Origin of the sequence: Shinella kummerowiae (genome assembly GCF_009827055.1) — a bacterium.
Classification (GTDB): domain Bacteria; phylum Pseudomonadota; class Alphaproteobacteria; order Rhizobiales; family Rhizobiaceae; genus Shinella; species Shinella kummerowiae.
In genome coordinates this window covers 17,314-34,054 of sequence record NZ_WUMK01000002.1, presented here as the reverse complement: position 1 = coordinate 34,054, position 16,741 = coordinate 17,314, and the positions used below count along the sequence as shown (strand labels likewise).

Here is a 16,741-nt window from a genome sequence, read left to right as displayed (position 1 = left end):
CCGCCCTCTTTTTTTAACCGTTCTTCCGTTCGAGCGAGCGCGAGACGAGGAAGACGGGAATAAGCCCGACCGCCACGATGATGATGGCGGGCACGCCTGCATCTTCCACTTTCGCCCGCGAAGCATCCTCGTAGACGAGGGTGGCCAGCGTGTTGAAATTGAACGGCCGCAGCATGATCGTCGCCGACAGTTCCTTCATCGTCTCGATGAAGACGAGCAGGGCAGCGGTCAGCGTCGCCGGCCGCATCATCGGCAGCAGCACGCTCCAGAGCGTTTGCCCGCTGGTGCGCCCCAGCGTGCGGGCGGCCATGTCGAGATGGGGCGAGAGCTTGTGGAAGCCCGCGTCGATCGTGCCCTCCGCCATCGTCAGGAAACGGACCGTGCAGGCATAGATGATGGCGAAGCCGGTGCCGGAGAGCAGCAGGCCGGTCGAGATGCCGACATGCGCGCGCAAAAAGGCGTCGAGCGCGTTGTCGAAGGTGGCGAGGGGGATGAGCACGCCCATGGCGAGCACCGTGCCCGGAACGCCGTAGCCGAAGGATGCGAAGCGCCCGGCGGTCGCCGCCAGCCGGGAGCGCGTCGAGCGTGCGGCATAGGCAAGCAGGAAGGCAAGCAGCACGGCAACAAGCGCTGTCGAGCCCGAGACGAGCAGGCTTTGCCAGAGCGCGGTCAGCAGCCGCGTCGAGGCGAACTGGTCCAGCCGGCGCGCGGCATAGCCACCGAGCACGAAGACGGGAATGGCAAAGCCGATGACGGGCGGCAGCAGGCAGGCGAGGCTTGCCGCCCATTTCTTCCAGCCGCCAAGCCTGAGGCGTATGGAATCGTGCACCGCGGCTGTCGTCTTCTGGCTGGTGAACCGCTGCCGGCGGCGGGCGACGCGCTCGATCACCATCAGGCCGATGACGAAAAGCAGCATGACGCAGGCAATCTGCGCCGCACCGGCCAGGCTGCCGCGGTTGAGCCAGGTATCGAAAATCGAGAAGGTCAGCGTTTGCACTCCGAGATATTCGACCGCGCCGATATCGTTGAGCGTTTCCATGGCGACGAGCGTCAATCCCACCATGATCGCCGGCCGCGCCATGGGGATCTGGATTCTCGCGAAGACTTTCAGCGGCCCTGCGCCCAGCGTGCGCGCCACATCCGCCGCCGCCCGGCCCTGCATCAGGAACATCGAGCGGGCGGCGAGATAGATATAGGGATAGAGCACGCTGGACAGAACCAGCACGGCGCCGCCGGTGGTCCGCACCTCCGGAAACCAGTAGTCGCGGCTCGTCTGGAAACCGAAGAGCGCGCGATAGGCCGTCTGCACCGGTCCGGTGAAGGAGAAGAACTCCGCAAAGGCATAGGCGCCGAGATAGGCGGGAATGGCGAGCGGCAACACGAGCAGGCCGGAAAGCAGCCGGCGGCCGGGAAAGTCGCAGCTCGCCACCAGCCAGGCCGTCACGACGCCGACGATCGCCGTAAGCGTGCCCACGCCGGCCAGCAGGATCAGCGTGCGCAACGTGGCGCGCGGAATGACGTTGCTGAGGAGATGCGGCCAGCTATCGGTGCCACCGGTCGCCGCGATCACGACGATGGCGATCGCCGGCATCAGCACGATGACAGCCGCCAGCACGGCGGCGGCAGACAGGAGCGGATGGCGGGCTGCACCGGAACGGCGCAGGGTGCGCGCCGGCGCGCTTTCGGACGGAACCTGCAAGGCATTCCCTCGGCGGTGCGGCAATCCCGCTCACGGCGAGAGCGCCGTAAGGCGTTTCAGCCGGTCTAGACCAATCGGCTCAGTCTGCCAACACGCGCGGTGACGGAAAGATCACTTCCACAAGCGTGCCCTCGTTCGGCGTGGAGCTGATCGCGAAATTCGCCCTGTTAGCATCGACCATGGCCTTGGTGAGCGGCAGGCCAAGGCCGGTGCCGTCACCGCGCTTGCGCGACCCCGTCGTCACCTGCCGGAAGGGCTTCATCGCCTGCTCCAGCTCGCTGCGCGTCATGCCGACACCGGTATCGCGGATGCGCAGCACGACGCTGCCATTGGCTTCATAAGCGGTGGAGACCACGATCTGCCCGCCGGCCGGCGTGAAGCGAATGGCATTCGACAGGATGTTGAGGGCGATCTGCTTGATCGAGCGCAGGTCGGCGACGATCTGCGGCACGTTATTCGACAGCGAGGTGCGGATGATGACGCGCTGCCCGTTTGCCTGCGGCTGCACCAGCGAGACGGCTTCGGCAATCGTCTCGTTAAGGCCGACGGCCGTGAACTCCAGATCCATCTCGCCCGCCTCGATCTTGGAAATGTCGAGCAGGTCGTTGACGATATCGAGAACATGGCGGCCGGAGCGGCCGATGTCATTGGCATATTCGATGTAGCGCGGATGGCCGATCGGCCCGAAGCGTTCCGTCGCCATCATGTCGGAAAAGCCGATGATGGCGTTGAGCGGCGTGCGGATTTCGTGGCTGACACGCGCAAGGAAATCGCTCTTGTGGGCGTTGGCCGTCTCGGCGGCCCGCTTGGCGTTGCGCAGTTCCTCTTCGGTGCGCTTCCACTGGGTGATGTCGCGGATGACCGCGCAATAGCCGGAGGAGGAGGAGAGGCGGCCCATCGTCATGAAAAGCGGGATGAAGCCGCCGCCGGCCTCGCGGCCGATGACCTCGCGCCCGTCATTCAGCACGCTCGCAACGCCGTGGCCGGCGAGACCGGCGAGGTAATCGAGCACGGCCTTCTGGCTTTCGTGCGCAAACAGCATGGCAAACGGACGGCCGCGCGTCTCGTCTTCATCATAGTTGAAGAGCGCACTCGCTGAGCGGTTCATCGAGCGAATGTCGCCATCCTGGCCGACGACCACGACGCCATCCGTCGCGGTCTCGAGGATGGAGCGCAACTCGCTGATCTCGACGCGAAGCGCGGAGGCTGCCGCCTGATCGGCAGAGCGCTCTTCGCTTTGCGCCGGCGCCGGCACCGTTTCTACCAGGGCAAGGGCAGGTTTTTCATGTGCCGGCGTCAGCGCCAGCATCAGCGCCGTGCCATCCTCCCAGCGGATCGACTGGAGGCGGGCGCGCGCAGCGCTCGTGCTCTCGCCGTCGGCATGGCGGAGCGCCATCATGCCGTCGCCGTCTTCCGCGTCGGGGCCGGCGAGAAGAATATCGAGGCCGCCCGAGGCTTCGAGGTCCTCGAGATTGCTGTAGCCGGTCAGGCGGAAGAATTCCGGATTGGCGTGGATAAGCCGTTCGCCGACATGGACGAGCAGTGCGACCGGTAACGCATCGACCACGGCGGCGGTGAGGCCGTAGTCCATCTGCCGGCGCGATGGCGCAAATCCCGTGCGTTCGACGGCATGGTCGTCAGGCAGCAGATCATCGGCATGCGGGCCGACTTCGAGGCCCGGCATTTCCGTTTCGGACACGCCGGGCACGGCTGCGGTGACCGCGTCCTGCCCGTTGCGGTCTTCCGACGGGTCATCGGCGGGTGTTTCCGCCACGGTATCTGTTGGCCGGTCTTCCGGCTTGCGTTTGCCGAAGTTTTCGCCGAGCTGGCGGGCGATTTCGCGGAAAGCCGCCTGTTCGCCGGTCGAGAGCCCATCGAAAAGACCGCCGCGATTGCGCCGGGTTTCGAGCTGCACGACCTTGTCCGACTGGCGGCGGGCCGGGGTTTCGACAAGGCGCAGCGCCGGACGTTCGCCGCGGAAGGCGTCCTGTTCGTCGCTTGCGGGTGCTGTCGAATCGTTCGCATCAGCGGAGGTGTCTGCCGTCTCGACGACCTCTTCCGTCGGATGGGTTTCGTCGGCTTCTGCAACCGGTTCATCCGGCTGTGCGGACACCTCGTCTGCGGTATCCGGCGCGTCCCCGGAACCATCGGCCATTCCATCCAGTTCGTCCGCAGCACTTTCCAGCAGCGCACCGGTTTCCTCGGCCAGGGTTTCCTCGACCTCCGCCTCGGCGATCGCGACGGACTGGCCCAGCGTCAGCCCGCGCGCGTGAGAATCCTCGACCGCGTCGGCGATGCGCACAATACCGAACCCGCGGAAACCGTCGAATTCCCGATTGCGCGAATAGGTCGGCAGCGCGGCGAGATCCACCGGCACGACAAGGTTGGTCCCCTCTACGGGCCAGCGGATCGTCTTGCCCGACCAGGTGTCGCGACGGCGCAGGAGGTCGCCGATCTTGCCATCGGGATCGAGGTCGAACCGGGCGGCGACATCCGTGAAGCGTTCGCCGGAAATGGTTGCGGCCTTTGGGCCGACGGCGGCGGCGAATTCTTCCGAAATCTCGCTGAACCGGCCTTCGGCGTCGATCTTCCAGACGAAACGGATCGGCCGGCCTTGCGGGTTGAAGGTGAAGCCGGATATTACCTCGGCTGCCTCGCTGGCGGCAGGCCCTTCCTCATCGGCGGCGTTTGCTTCTTCCGCTGATTCTGCGGTGGGATATTCCTGGGCCGCTTGTGACGGCTCCGCAATCGGCTGTTCGCTTTCCGGCTCCGCGTTCAGTGCCGGCTCCGAAGCCTCCTCCGCGAGGGGCTCGGCAGCATCGATCGGGCTCTCCTCGGCGGCGGCTTCGTTTGCCGCAGGCTCTTCGGCCGGATCTGTCACCCGCTCTTCGGAGATGAGGTCGACCGGATCAGCCTGTTCTTCCAGTCCCGGTGGCTCACTCTCAAGGGAGGGGGCGACGGCATCGACCGCCTCTGCCTCTGCCGCGATGGTGGCAACAGGTTCTGCCGCATCCTCGTCCGCATCGAGGTGGCCGAGAATGGTTTCGACGGCGAAGAGCAGATGCAATGCGGGATCGCTGGAAATGCGGCCGATGGCGGCGGGCAGATGGCCGAGGCCGGTGGCGATCGGTCGCTTGACCAGGTGTTCGGTGCTGTGGGCGGCGGCGTCGACGAGGGCGCGGCGCGTCTCCAGGCTGACGGCGATCCGGTCAAATCTGTCGGACGCAGCGACAACGGCACCGTCACCGTCTAGCACGGCCATATGCGTATCCGGGTCGTCGAAGCCGGTGAGCATGGCGGTGGCGATGTCTTCCTGGTTCTGGCGGCCGAGGCCGACGGGTGCGCTGAACAGGATCGCCTCTTCGCCCGGGCGAATGGTGATACCCTCGACGACCGCGTTCACCGGCACGCTGCGAAAGCCGCTGCCGATGCGCATGACGAAACCGCGCCGCTCGCCCGGTGCCTGCACCTGCCGTGCCGTCGCTGCGAGCTGGCGATAGGCGACATCCGCGCGGTCCGGGCCGGCATCGAGGAAATCGTAGATATTGTCCTGGCCGAACAGGGTCGCGCCCCGGCCGTTCGACCACAGCACCCGGGCCATATCCCTGGAAAACAGCACCACGGCCTCGCCGCGGGAAAACGGCAGGCGCACCCGCTCGTGGACGGCGACGTCGATAAAGGGATACTGCTTTGCGGACATATTCAGGCCTGTGTCTGACTCCGGCGTCCCGGTTTTCGATTAACGCTTTATTAATAGCCGTGCATAGGCGGGGGGTCCAGCGGCGAGGCCGGAAGGCCCCGGGCTTTCAGGGGAAAGGGTTAACGGCGCCAGGAATTATTGTGCATCGCACAATTTTGTTGCAATGCGAAATGAGATCGTCTATATAAGGGGCATCCAAGAACACGGTGCCTCAAGAGAGGGCCAAACCAAGGAGCGCAGACAATGGCTACCAAGAAGATCGACGACGTATTCTCCATCGCTTCCATCGACCCGAGCAAGTTCTCCGAAAGCTTCCGTGACTTCGCCGAAAAGGGCGCCGCACAGTCCAAGGAAGCCTATGCCAAGATGAAGGAAGCCGCCGAAGACGCGACCAAGACCGTCGAAGCGACGCTCGAAAGCGCGCAGGCCGGCTCCGTCGAACTCGGCCTCAAGGCCATCGACGCGCTTCGCACCAATGCCGAAAATTCGCTTTCGCACATGGAAGCCCTGCTCGGCGTAAAGTCGGTTTCCGAACTGTTCGAGCTGCAGACCGCTTTCCTGCGCAAGCAGGCTGAAGTCGCCGTCGAACAGGCTAAGACCCTGCAGGAAACCTCCAAGAAGGTTGCCGAAAAGGTTTCGGCCCCGGGCAAGTCGGCTGCCGAGAAGGCCATGAAGTCCTTCAAGACCGTCTGATACCCCGCGTAGCGCCGGTTTGGGCGCTGTGTTACAATGGCCGGGCAATCGTCCGGCCATTTTCGTTTGTGGGCGCTTGCAAAAAACGCTTGAAAAATAGTGCGGCTGCCCGTATGTGACGCACCAAGCGCGCCAGACGCGCCGTGTGCGGTTGTAGCTCAGTTGGTTAGAGCGCAGGTTTGTGGCACCTGAGGTCGGTGGTTCGACCCCACTCAACCGTACCATTCCTCTCTCCTGATAAGTCTAAATGCTACAGAGACTTATCGGGAGAGAGGAATACTCTCCTCCCGTCGCCATCGATATAGACCGCACGACTCGGATCGCAGTTTGCGCTATCGCGGCTGTCCGTTCGTATCCCTCAACCTTATCTCTCTCCAGCCTTGGACGTGTGCCGACGTCATCACACAGGTATCGCTTGACACGGCAACAAATTAGGTAGATCGGTCTACATAATGAATCGAGGTGCGTGATGGGTGAACGGGTGCCGGCGCGGGAACGCTTGCTGAAATCGGCGGCGGAGCTGTTTTATCGTGATGGGGTAGGGGCGACGGGGATCGATACGATCACCGCCCATGCCGGCGTTGCGAAGATGAGCCTCTACAACAACTTCGCCTCCAAGTCGGATCTGGTGAAGGCCTATCTCGATGCGCGCCTGGAAGAATGGCACGCGCTTTATCACGAGCGCCTCGCCAAAGCGGGCACACCCCGCGATCGGCTTCTCGCCGTCTTCGATTCCTATGTCGACCATGCGGAACGCGCCTATGGCTGGGGTTTTCGCGGCTGCGGGCTCCTCAACGCCGCGGCCGAGTTGCCCGTCGGCGATGCTGGCCGGGACACGGTGGCGGTGCAGAAGGACGAGGTCGAGCAACTCTTCAAACAATATTTACGGGAAATGAAGCCGGATGGCGGTGCGGCGATCGACGAGACGGCGGAGCACCTCTCCTTCGTGCTGGAAGGTGCCATGGCGCGTGCGGGTCTCGATGGCCATGACGGACGGCTGAAGGCGGCGCGGAAGCTCGCGATCTCGATCGTGGACCGGCTATGACAGTCACGGATCTTGCTGCGCTGCCGCACCGCCGGTCCGGCCGGCTCTGGGCGCTCGTCGTTCTCGTTCTCCTCGAAGCGGCGCTGGTGGTGACCTGGAGCGCCGGCTTCATCGGGGTCCGGTTCGCGAATGATCACGCGCCGATCTTTCTCATCCTGCTCTGGCGCAGCCTTGTCTCGGGACTGGTTCTGCTGCCCTTCGCGCTCCTGATGGGGCCGAAGATCCACGCGAGGGACGTCGCCTTTCAGATGCTGCTCGGCGCGCTCGCCATGGCCGGTTATCTCTCCGGCTTCGCGCTGGCGATCTCCTTCGGCGTGCCGACCGGTCTCGTGGCGCTGATCACCGACATGCTGCCGCTCGCCGTGGCGTTCCTCTCCTGGCCCATTCTGGGGCAGGCCTTGACCGCACGGCAGTGGATCGGCTCCTTCATCGGCCTTGCCGGCGTGCTGATTGCCTCCGGCTGGTCGGTGCAATTTGGCGACGTGCCGCTGTGGGCCTACGGTCTTCCCGTGCTCGGGACGCTCGCGCTGGCGCTGGCGACGCTGCTGCAAAAGCGCAGTCGGGTCAATGCGATGCCGGTCTACCAGAGCCTGTGCTTCCAGTGCCTCTCGGCCGCGGCGATCTTCTCCGTGCTGGCCTGGCATGAAGGGACAGTGCTGCCCGTGCTCGACGCCGGCTTCATCGGCGGCATTCTCTGGCTGGTCTTTGTCGCGACCTTCGCGGCCTGGAGCCTCTATTACCTCGCGCTCAGAAAGTCCTCGCCAGCCCGGGTGACGGCGATCCTCTATCTCAGTCCGCCGGTGACGATGATCTGGGCCTGGCTGATGTTCGGCGAGCCCCTGTCCTGGGCGATGGCGGTGGGGTTGGTCATTTCGCTTCTCGGCATTCTCATCGTCGCGAAGGCGCAGACGCCGGTTCATCCCTAAAACCTTGTAAACCCTTCCTTTACCACGCCAGCGATGCCGGTCCCGATTTGGCACTGTATTAGGAATCCATTGACCAATGAATCTCTAGGGTCGCTCCTGTTCCTGTGTGGGACCGGTCCGCATGACGCGCTGCCGCGATGCAAATGGGGTTCTTCAAATGCACATGACGTGCGTCAAATGGCTGGCGGTTCCCGCCGGCATGTTCGGGCTGTTTCTTCTTTGGCTGCCGCTCAGCCTCCAGGCCCAGCTTGTTCTCAGTTTCGCCGTGCTCGGCGTGATGTTCCTGGCGATGACGCGCCCGAAGAACACCACCCTCCGGCTCGTCACATTCACCTTTGCCGGCATCCTCGCCATGCGCTACGCGTTCTGGCGCACGACGGAAACGCTGCCGAGCATCCATGAACCGCTGAACTTCATTCCCGGCCTGATCCTGTATCTCGCCGAGATGTACTGCCTTGCCATGCTGGCAATCAGCTTCTTCATGCTGGCCGACCCGTTGAAGCGCAAGGCGCCGGACCTCGGCGATGCGGCGGACCTGCCGACCGTCGACGTCTTCATCCCGTCCTACAACGAGGAGCCGGAACTGTTGGCCGGCACGCTCGCCGCCGCCAAGTCGCTGCACTATCCGAAGGACAAGCTGAACGTCTATCTGCTGGATGACGGCGGCACGGAGGCCAAGCGCAACCACAAGGATCCGCGCATCTCGATCGCCGCGATCCGCCGCCACGAGCAGCTGAAGGCGCTCTGTGCCTCGCTCGGCGTGCACTATCACGCCCGCAAGCAGAACGACCATGCCAAGGCCGGCAATCTCAACGAGGGCCTGAAGGTCTCGAACGGCGAACTCGTCGTCGTCTTCGACGCCGACCATGCGCCGGTGCGCGAATTCCTGCGCGAGACGGTGGGCTTCTTCGCCAAGGACAAGAAACTCTTCCTCGTCCAGACGCCGCACTATTTTCTCAATCCGGACCCGCTGGAAAAGAACCTCCAGACCTTCGCGCGCATGCCGTCGGAAAACGAGATGTTCTATTCGATCCTGCAGCGCGGGCTCGACAAGTGGAACGCGTCGTTCTTCTGCGGCTCGGCGGCGGTGCTGCGCCGTGCGGCCCTTTCGGCGGCGAACGGTTTCTCCGGCCAGTCGATCACCGAGGATTGCGAGACGGCACTCGCGCTGCATTCCAAGGGTTGGCACAGCCTCTATGTCGACAAGCCGCTGATCGCTGGCCTCCAGCCGGAGACCTTCGTCTCCTTCATCGGCCAGCGCGCGCGCTGGTGCCAGGGCATGTTGCAGATCCTCATCCTGAACCGGCCGTTCCTGGCGAAGGGCCTGACGTTGGCGCAGCGCATCTGCTACGCAGGTATCAACCTGTTCTGGCTGTTCCCGCTGTCGCGGCTTGCCTTCGTCTTCTCGCCGCTGCTCTACATCTTCTTCTCGCTGGAGATCTACCAGGCGAACATCCTCGAATTCGCCTCCTATGCGGTGACCTACCTCATCGGCTCCTTCGCCATGCAGAGCTACCTCTACGGTCGCGTACGCTGGCCCTGGGTTTCGGAACTGTACGAATATGTCCAGTCGGTGCTGCTGTTCGGCTCGATCGTCAGCGTTATTCGCAACCCGCGCAAGCCCACTTTCAACGTCACGGCAAAGGGCCAGACGCTGGATCGCAGCATGCTGTCGCCGCTCGCCCGGCCGTATTTCATCATCTTCTTCGTTCTGCTGGCGGCCGCGATCTATTCCGGTTATCGCTTCCTGACGGAGCCAGTCGCCACCGAACTCCTGACCATCGTCGCCGGCTGGAACCTCATCAATCTCGGCCTTGCCGGTGCCGCACTCGGTGTCGTCGCCGAACGGCGGGAGCTGCGCCGCAACCAGCGCCTTCCCGTCAAGCGCCACGCGCTGATGAAGGTGGATGGCAAGCTCAAGAACATCATCATCCAGGATGCGTCGTCCGGCGGCATCTCGGTGGAGTTCGTCGAGCAGGCGCCGGAGATCGATCTCGATACCCCGCTCGAGGCGACGATCCAGCTTCGCCGTGCCGGCCAGATCATTGCCTTTGAGGTGATCTGCCGCTCCAGCCGCGAGGCAGGCGGCGGCACCGTCTACGGCTTCGCCTACAAGGAGCGCACGCCGGAAACCTTCATGGCGATTGCCGAGCTCATGTATTCGGACCAGGCGGTCCTGCAGGAGCGGCTGGTGCGCCGCCAGGTGCGCCACAGCTTCTTCTGGGGCACCTCGCGCTTTGCGCTCTGGAGCATCCGCGAGACGTTGCGCGCGCTCCGGTATTCGGCCGGCCTCATGCGCGAAAACGCCGTCAAGTCCTTCGCCGACGCCCCCATCGTCGTGAAGGAAAACAATGCGCAGATCCCCGGCCGCGCCGTGGAGCTGCCGCCGGTCCTCACAGGAACCCAGGCCTATGGTTAAGCCCACCCTTTTTACAAAGCTGACGCTCGCTGTCCTCATCGCCTCGGCTGGCTGCGGCCGGGCGGAGGGATTGGTGGCGGATGCCGTCAAGCCGTTGCTCGATGGCACCGCGCTGAGCGGTGGCCTGCTGCCGCAACCCGTGGCCACGGAAAAGATCGAGCCGGCCGAAGGCGCGGCCGGCATGCTCGTGCCCTTCGAGCAGGTGTCGGATGCCTTCACGTTGTCCGGCGAGGATGACGTTGCCACCTTCACCTTCGTGCTCGATGGTCCGCAGGTCTCCGCCGGCGGCACGCTGAACCTCGCCTATATCAACGCCGTCTCCGTATTGCCGGACACCGCGATGATGGATGTGGAGGTAAACGGCCGCGACCTCGGCGGCTTTTCCATCGCCTCGCCGAACCGGACGCTGACGGAAAAGATCGCCATCCCATCCGAGTTCCTCAAGGCCGGCCGCAATGTCGTGCGGGTCCGCGCCCGGCAGCACCATCGCGTCGATTGCTCGCTGGATGCCACCTACGAACTCTGGACAAAGCTCGATCCGGCCCTTAGCGGCTTCGCAACTGGCACCTCGGTCGCCTTCGCCGATTTCGACAGCCTGCTCGCCGTGCGGCGCAATGCGGAGCAGCGCACGGATATCCGCATCGTCGTTCCCGGCGTGCTGAGTGCCGAGGCGCTGAACGAGGTCGCCCCGGTGCTGCAATCCCTCATCCTCTTCCTCAACCGTGACGACGTGACGGTCTCCGTCGCCGACAAGCCGGGCACGGGGCCGGGCATCGACCTCGTCATGGCGATGGATCGGAGCGGTGGCGCAACGCTCGCCAGGCTCGGCTTCGAGCCGGCCGCTCGCGGGCTTTCCGTGCAGGCCGGCGCATCGGCCGATCGCGCGGCCGTCATCATGCGCGCGGCCAATCTCGGTGATATCAACGCGGCTGTGCTCGCAGCCGTGAAGGGGCCGATGGCCGATGGCCTGAAGACCGGCATCTTCGAGAAGGGCAGGGGCGTGCTGCCCGTTGATGCCGGCGAGCGGCGCACGCTGAAAGAGGCGGGCTACGAGACCCGCGTCTTCTCCGGTCGCCTGTCGCGCACGGATTTTGCCGTGGAGATGCCGGCGGATTTCTATCCCGCCGACTATGCGACGCTCGATCTTCGCCTCCATGCGGCAACTTCGCCGGGGCTGGAGCAGACCGCGCAGCTCCTCGTGCGCGTCAACGACAAGGTCGTCAAAAGCTATCCCTTCCGCAACCGCGAGGGCGAGCAGTTCGATGGCAAGCGCATCGAGCTGCCGCTGCGCGCCTTCCGGCCGGGCGTCAACCGCGTGGAGCTTCTGGCAGAGCTGCCGATGGCGGCGGATGCGGCCTGCCGGCCGGAAGAGCGTGACGACGACAAGCCGCGTTTCATCCTGCTCGACACGACCGCAATCGAGGTGCCGGCGCTCGCTCGCCTCGGCCGCCTGCCGGATCTGGCGGCGCTTGCGGGCAAGGCCTATCCCTATGGCGGCGGAAAGCCGTTCGATCTCGTCATCGACCGGGCGGACGATCAGTCCATCGGCGCGGGCCTCACGCTGCTTTCGCGTCTGGCACTCTCCGCCCGTGCGCCGTTGAATGCGAAGCTCGCCATCGGCGCGCCTTCGGAAGGAACGGGTCGTGATGCGCTTGTCGTGTCGTCGCAAAACGATTTTGCCGATCTCGGTTCCGCCGACAAAGCTGCCTTCCCGAGTGCTGCGGATATCAATGCCTCCGTCGCCGACCTCCTGAAACCGGATTCGGTCGTCACCGCCTCGGTTTCCGACGATGCGCGCGGCACCGGCAGCGACACGGCGGACCTTCTTCAGGCTTTCCACAATTCAACGGCACAGCAGGAAAATGACCTGTCTTTCAGCGCACGCACACAGCGCTGGCTTGCCGCCGCGTCGACGAATTTTGGCCGCTGGCTGAACTATCAGGGGGACGAAGGCCCTCGCGCCGCACCGCACGGCGAAGGGGCTCTCGTGACCCTGTCGCAGATGGCCGCACCCGGCGGTAACGCGACCTGGACGGTGATCAAGGCGAACTCCCCACGCGATCTCGGCGCCGGCGTGCAGCGTCTCGTTGACCCTACGGTCTGGCGCGATCTGGAGGGCGGCACGGCAACGATCGAGACGGCGAGCCTGTCGCTTGTCAGCCTGCCCGCGGCGGAGCGTTATGTCGCCAGCCTGACCGACCGCAGCCCCGGCAACCTGCGCCGCATCGCGGCCGCGTGGTTCTCCGATAATTTCCAGATTTACGTGCTGCTCGTGCTCGCCAGCCTCGGTGTCTTAGCGGTCTGGCTGGGGCTCGTCGTGCCGCGCAAAGGCGTGAGGTCCGATAAATGAGAATACTCTTTCTTTCCACCCTGCTCGCCGGCTCCACGGCGCTTGCCCCGCTGGTGCTGGCTGCCGATAGCAAGGCCGGCCCCGGTGAAGTTGAACTGGCGGCGCTCTACTATTATGCCGAACAGCAGCAGCAGGACCGGCTCGAAGCCGAGACCAACCGGCTGCGCCAGAAATAGCCAGATTTCGTCGTGCCAGCCGATGTCTATTCGCCTGCGGCACGGCAGCTGGACGAAAGCGCCCTCTGGACGCTCTACGAGAAAAACGACTTCATCGGCATAGAGGCGGAAATCGGCCGCCGCCGCTCGGAAAACCCCGAATGGCTGCCGAGCGAGGATTTTTCCGGCAAGCTCGCCCGCCGCAAGCAGCGCGTCGAGATGATGGCCGCCACCGCCCGCAAGGACTGGATGGGCGTCATCGAGGCCGCCAAAACGCTGGATGTGGCGATCGAGGCCGAGGTCGATCTCGTCTGGATGCTGCTCGATGCCTATGCCGAGACTGGCGCGAAAGATGCCCTCACCAAGGTCTATCGCGGCCTGCTCTTCCGTGAGGGCGACAAGCGCCTGCCCGACCAGCAGATCCTCACCACGCTGCAAAAATCCACACGCGATTTTTCCTCCGAAGACGTGCGCAAGGCAATGGGCGTGCTGGCCGTGTCGCCGATGCTGCAAGCGAACCTCCAGCCGGTCGAACTCGACCTCACGCGCAAGGACATCGCCGATTTCAACGCAGACGAAAAGCGCCAGACGCCGCTCGCCGAAGACGAGGTCGGCAAGCTGCGCGCGGTGGCGGACAAGGGCGCGCGCCTCGAAGACCTGTCGCTGCTTGGCTGGTACGACCTCAAGCTGAAGGCGCCGCAGAATTCCGAGCGCTGGTTCAAGGCAGCACTTGCCAATCGTCGCGACGAGGAGAACGCCAAGGGCCTCTATCTCTCGCTGGCCGCCCAGAACAAGCAGGACGAGGCCTATGCGATTGCGGAAGATTATATCGAGGAGTTTTCCGACGATCCCGAATTCCTGATGAACGCGCTGTCGCTGCGCTTCTCCAAGCCCGACCAGCCGGATGCGGACGTGAAGACCGTGACGGCCTACTCCAACGCCATCCTCGCGACATCGAATGCCGACCACGCGGAAATTCTCGCCTGGTACGCCTATAATTCGCGCCAGTACGACGCATCGAAGGCCTGGTTCCTGAAGTCGCTGGATTGGGAAAGCGCACCGGTGCGCGTCAAGGGCCTCGCGCTGAGCCTGATGCGCCTCGGCGAGAAGGCCGACTATGCGGCGTTGGAGGACGAGTATCGCGACATCTACCCGGATATCTGGGCGGAGATCAAAATCGCGACGCCGCCGAAGGGCCGTCGCAGCGTGGCCGTGGAGACGCCGGTTGCCGTATCGACATCGGCTAAAGGCAGCGCTACCGGTGGCAACGGTTATCTCGCGCATTTCAAGGCGAAGCGTTTTAGCGCCTGCATCAAGGATATCTCCAATCTGGAGGCACGCGGGGCCGTCTCGGCCGATGCCATGCTCATCAAGGGCTGGTGCCATCTTGAGCTGAACCGCATCGCCGATGCCCGCAACGCCTTCGAAGCCGCGCTCGGCAACAGCCGCACCCAGCAGGATGCCGCCTATGGCGCGGCGCTCACCTTGCTGCGCGGTCGCCTGACGGACGATGCGGAGGCGATGATCGCCATGTATCCGCTGTCGGAAAAGCGCGAGCGGGAAGTGCGCGCCGAAATCTACTGGCAACGGGCCCGCTCGGCCTTCGACCACAAGCAATACCAGCGCGTGCTCGACGCCTTGAACGCGCGCGCCAGCCTGGTCGCCGAACCGGCCGATCTCAGCCAGTTGCGCGGCTGGGCCTATTATCACCTCGGCAACCGCAGCCAGGCGCAGGCCGTCTTCACCCGGCTGAACATGCATCTCTACGATCCCGCGGCCGCGCGCGGCCTCGCCGTCTCCTCCGCCGTTTCGACCCGATAGGATCCCCATGCGCTGGTTGCTTGTCGCCACAATCCCGCTTCTCGTCGCCGGCTGCACGGCCGTACCCGACCCGTTCCTCGAAACGGGCGCCATCCGGCCGGATGCGCCGCCGCTCTCGACGGAGGTTTCTCCGGAGTTCGCCGCCGGCTATCTGCCGTCCATCGCGGGCCGCGTCGAAAGCGTGCGCCAGACGTCGCGCGCCGATTTCTTCGAGCAGAAGATCGTCTACACCAACACCACGGCATCCGCCGGCGAAAACCTGCTGACCGTGCGGGTTGGCACGCCCTCGGAGGGCATGGTCTTCCTGCGGGCGCCGACACGCAACGCGATCCTTGCGGAGATGCGGCAGGCGCTGCCGGGAGTCGCAATGGCGATCAACACGGCGCCCGGGCAGAACCCGTACGGCGTTTACGGCTACGCCACCGGGCCGCTCGGCAAGGCCGGAAGCTGCGTCTACGCCTGGCAGTTCGTCAAGCGTGTCTCGCCGCTGCGCGGAACGGCGATAGGCCGGCTTGGTGCCGGCAACTATTCTGCACAAGTGCGCTTGCGCTTCTGCCATCCGACCATGCCGCAGGAGCGCCTTGCCGTGCTGATGGATGGCATGCGGCTGAAGCCGGTGACGCGTGAGACCTTCGACATGCTGAGCTATGCCGGCGGCAGCGGCTCCCTGCGAAACCAGCCCGTGCTGGCGCATGCCGAGCCGGTGGTGATCGCTGACGACAGCGTCGAGGCCGAACCGCGCCGCACGCCGAAGCGCCGCGTCGTGGAGGAAAAGCGCAGGGAAGAGCCGGTCGCCATCCGCAATGCCGTGCGCGTCCCTCTGCCGGGTGAGGCTGTCGAGGAGAAGCAGAAAGTCGCGGTGACCGAGAAAGCGGCGGAAAAGCCCGAGGAGAAGGCCAAGGCACGTGCAACAAGCGCGCTGGTGCCGACGCCCGAAACCGCGTCGCTCACCGAAGCCGACTGAGGCTCAAAGAAAGATATCGTGCTCCTGTCGCACGAGTTCCTGCACGAACTCGGCGACGGTGCGCACGCGCGCAAGGTCGCGTGCGCTTTCGTGCCAGGTCGTCCAGTAGGCGCGGCGGATCGAGGTGGCCGGCAGCAGGCGCACCAGTTCGGGATATTGCCGGGCGATGTAGTCGTGCAGGATGCCGACGCCCGCACCGGAACGCACGGCCTCCGTCTGGCCGGTGGCGCTGGAAATCTCGAAGCTGGCATCCCAGCTGCGCATGATCTCGCCGGTGAAATTCAGCGAGGCGGTGAAGATCAGGTCTTCCACATAGCCGACGCGCCGATGGCTTTTCAGGTCCTCGACGGTTTCCGGCGTGCCGTTTTCCTTGAGGTAATCGTCTGAGGCGTAGAGGCCGAGCGTGTAGTCCGTCAGCTTCGACGAGACGAGGCGGCCCTGTTCCGGGCGTTCCAGCGTGATGGCGATATCCGCCTCGCGCTGCGACAGCGAGAAGGAGCGCGGCACCGGCACGAGCTGGATCTTCAGTTCCGGATGCCGCGCCGTCAGCCGCCCGAGCCGGGGGGCAAGGAAGGACACGCCGAAACCGTCCGGAGCGCCGACGCGCACGGTGCCGGCGACGGCCGTGTCGATGCGCCCGATGCTTGCCTGGGCCGCCAGCATTTCCGTTTCCATACGTTCGGCAGCGCGCAGAAAAACCTCACCCTCTGTCGTCAGGTCGCAGCCATTGGTCCGGCGGATGAGGAGCCGCGTCTTCAAGGCCTCTTCCAGCGCGCTGACGCGACGGCTGAGCGTGGCATGGTTGACGCCGAGCCGGCGCGAGGCGGCGAGGATTTGCCCGGTGCGGGCAACGGCGAGGAACATGCGTGCGTCATCCCAGTTCATGTCGCCTCCGGCTTTAATTTTTGCACAACGGTTCCTTACCGGAGGTGATTGAGTTGTGCAAATTGAAGTGCGATGATCTCCTCA

General features: G+C 64.6%; 11 protein-coding genes and 1 tRNA gene. 9 read left to right on the top strand and 3 right to left on the bottom strand.

The genetic code is table 11. The features are described 5' to 3' along the window. Positions 1 to 13: 13 nt before the first annotated feature. Both GR138_RS04610 and GR138_RS04605 read right to left on the bottom strand, forming a co-directional pair. Entirely contained in the window at positions 14 to 1,591 is a 1,578-nt protein-coding gene (locus GR138_RS04610; RefSeq protein ID WP_160858048.1) for an ABC transporter permease, read from the bottom strand. 187 nt (positions 1,592 to 1,778) lie between these two features. Next, positions 1,779 to 5,399 (bottom strand): ATP-binding protein, encoded by a 3,621-nt coding sequence (locus GR138_RS04605; RefSeq protein WP_160857466.1) that lies wholly within the window; start codon positions 5,397 to 5,399, stop codon positions 1,779 to 1,781. A 243-nt stretch (positions 5,400 to 5,642) separates the two neighbouring features. On the opposite strand from GR138_RS04605, the gene GR138_RS04600 reads away from it, so the two are divergent. The 9 genes from GR138_RS04600 (at position 5,643) to bcsN (ending at position 15,772) form a co-directional block, all read left to right on the top strand. After that, entirely contained in the window at positions 5,643 to 6,092 is a 450-nt protein-coding gene (locus GR138_RS04600) for a phasin (RefSeq protein WP_160857465.1), read from the top strand. Positions 6,093 to 6,239: 147 nt separating this feature from the next. After that, a tRNA-His gene (locus GR138_RS04595) sits at positions 6,240 to 6,316 on the top strand. 245 nt (positions 6,317 to 6,561) lie between these two features. Further along, a complete protein-coding gene (locus GR138_RS04590) occupies positions 6,562 to 7,137 on the top strand; it encodes a TetR/AcrR family transcriptional regulator (RefSeq protein ID WP_160857464.1) in 576 nt (191 codons plus the stop codon). Beyond that, positions 7,134 to 8,063 (top strand): DMT family transporter, encoded by a 930-nt coding sequence (locus tag GR138_RS04585; RefSeq protein ID WP_160857463.1) that lies wholly within the window; start codon positions 7,134 to 7,136, stop codon positions 8,061 to 8,063. The genes GR138_RS04590 and GR138_RS04585 overlap by 4 nt, the downstream gene beginning before the upstream one ends. A 157-nt stretch (positions 8,064 to 8,220) precedes the next feature. After that, positions 8,221 to 10,482 carry a UDP-forming cellulose synthase catalytic subunit gene (gene bcsA / locus GR138_RS04580; protein ID WP_246200303.1) on the top strand — a complete coding sequence of 754 codons (2,262 nt, stop codon included), beginning with the start codon at positions 8,221 to 8,223 and terminating at the stop codon, positions 10,480 to 10,482. After that, positions 10,475 to 12,832 (top strand): cellulose biosynthesis cyclic di-GMP-binding regulatory protein BcsB, encoded by a 2,358-nt coding sequence (locus GR138_RS04575; protein WP_160857462.1) that lies wholly within the window; start codon positions 10,475 to 10,477, stop codon positions 12,830 to 12,832. The genes bcsA and GR138_RS04575 overlap by 8 nt, the downstream gene beginning before the upstream one ends. Next, positions 12,829 to 13,008, top strand: coding sequence for a hypothetical protein (locus GR138_RS04570; protein WP_160857461.1), 180 nt, complete (start codon positions 12,829 to 12,831; stop codon positions 13,006 to 13,008). The genes GR138_RS04575 and GR138_RS04570 overlap by 4 nt, the downstream gene beginning before the upstream one ends. Positions 13,009 to 13,020: 12 nt before the next feature. Continuing rightward, on the top strand, positions 13,021 to 14,808 hold the full coding sequence (locus GR138_RS04565) for a hypothetical protein (RefSeq protein ID WP_160857460.1): 1,788 nt from the start codon (positions 13,021 to 13,023) through the stop codon (positions 14,806 to 14,808). A 7-nt stretch (positions 14,809 to 14,815) separates the two neighbouring features. Then, positions 14,816 to 15,772, top strand: a complete 957-nt coding sequence (bcsN, locus tag GR138_RS04560) for a cellulose biosynthesis protein BcsN (protein ID WP_160857459.1) — start codon at positions 14,816 to 14,818, stop codon at positions 15,770 to 15,772. A gap of 3 nt (positions 15,773 to 15,775) precedes the next feature. On the opposite strand, the gene GR138_RS04555 is transcribed toward bcsN, so the two are convergent. Continuing rightward, positions 15,776 to 16,657, bottom strand: coding sequence for a LysR family transcriptional regulator (locus GR138_RS04555; protein WP_160857458.1), 882 nt, complete (start codon positions 16,655 to 16,657; stop codon positions 15,776 to 15,778). Between the last annotated feature and the right edge of the window lie 84 nt (positions 16,658 to 16,741).

Bases quoted from the DNA above. Each gene is read 5' to 3' on its own strand.
- bcsA (WP_246200303.1), top strand. From the start codon at position 8,221: ATGCACATGACGTGCGTCAAATGGCTGGCGGTTCCCGCCGGCATGTTC.
- GR138_RS04555 (WP_160857458.1), bottom strand. From the start codon at position 16,657: ATGAACTGGGATGACGCACGCATGTTCCTCGCCGTTGCCCGCACCGGG.
- GR138_RS04570 (WP_160857461.1), top strand. From the start codon at position 12,829: ATGAGAATACTCTTTCTTTCCACCCTGCTCGCCGGCTCCACGGCGCTT.
- bcsN (WP_160857459.1), top strand. From the start codon at position 14,816: ATGCGCTGGTTGCTTGTCGCCACAATCCCGCTTCTCGTCGCCGGCTGC.
- GR138_RS04605 (WP_160857466.1), bottom strand. From the start codon at position 5,399: ATGTCCGCAAAGCAGTATCCCTTTATCGACGTCGCCGTCCACGAGCGG.
- GR138_RS04585 (WP_160857463.1), top strand. From the start codon at position 7,134: ATGACAGTCACGGATCTTGCTGCGCTGCCGCACCGCCGGTCCGGCCGG.
- GR138_RS04590 (WP_160857464.1), top strand. From the start codon at position 6,562: ATGGGTGAACGGGTGCCGGCGCGGGAACGCTTGCTGAAATCGGCGGCG.
- GR138_RS04575 (WP_160857462.1), top strand. From the start codon at position 10,475: ATGGTTAAGCCCACCCTTTTTACAAAGCTGACGCTCGCTGTCCTCATC.
- GR138_RS04610 (WP_160858048.1), bottom strand. From the start codon at position 1,591: ATGCCGGCGATCGCCATCGTCGTGATCGCGGCGACCGGTGGCACCGAT.
- GR138_RS04600 (WP_160857465.1), top strand. From the start codon at position 5,643: ATGGCTACCAAGAAGATCGACGACGTATTCTCCATCGCTTCCATCGAC.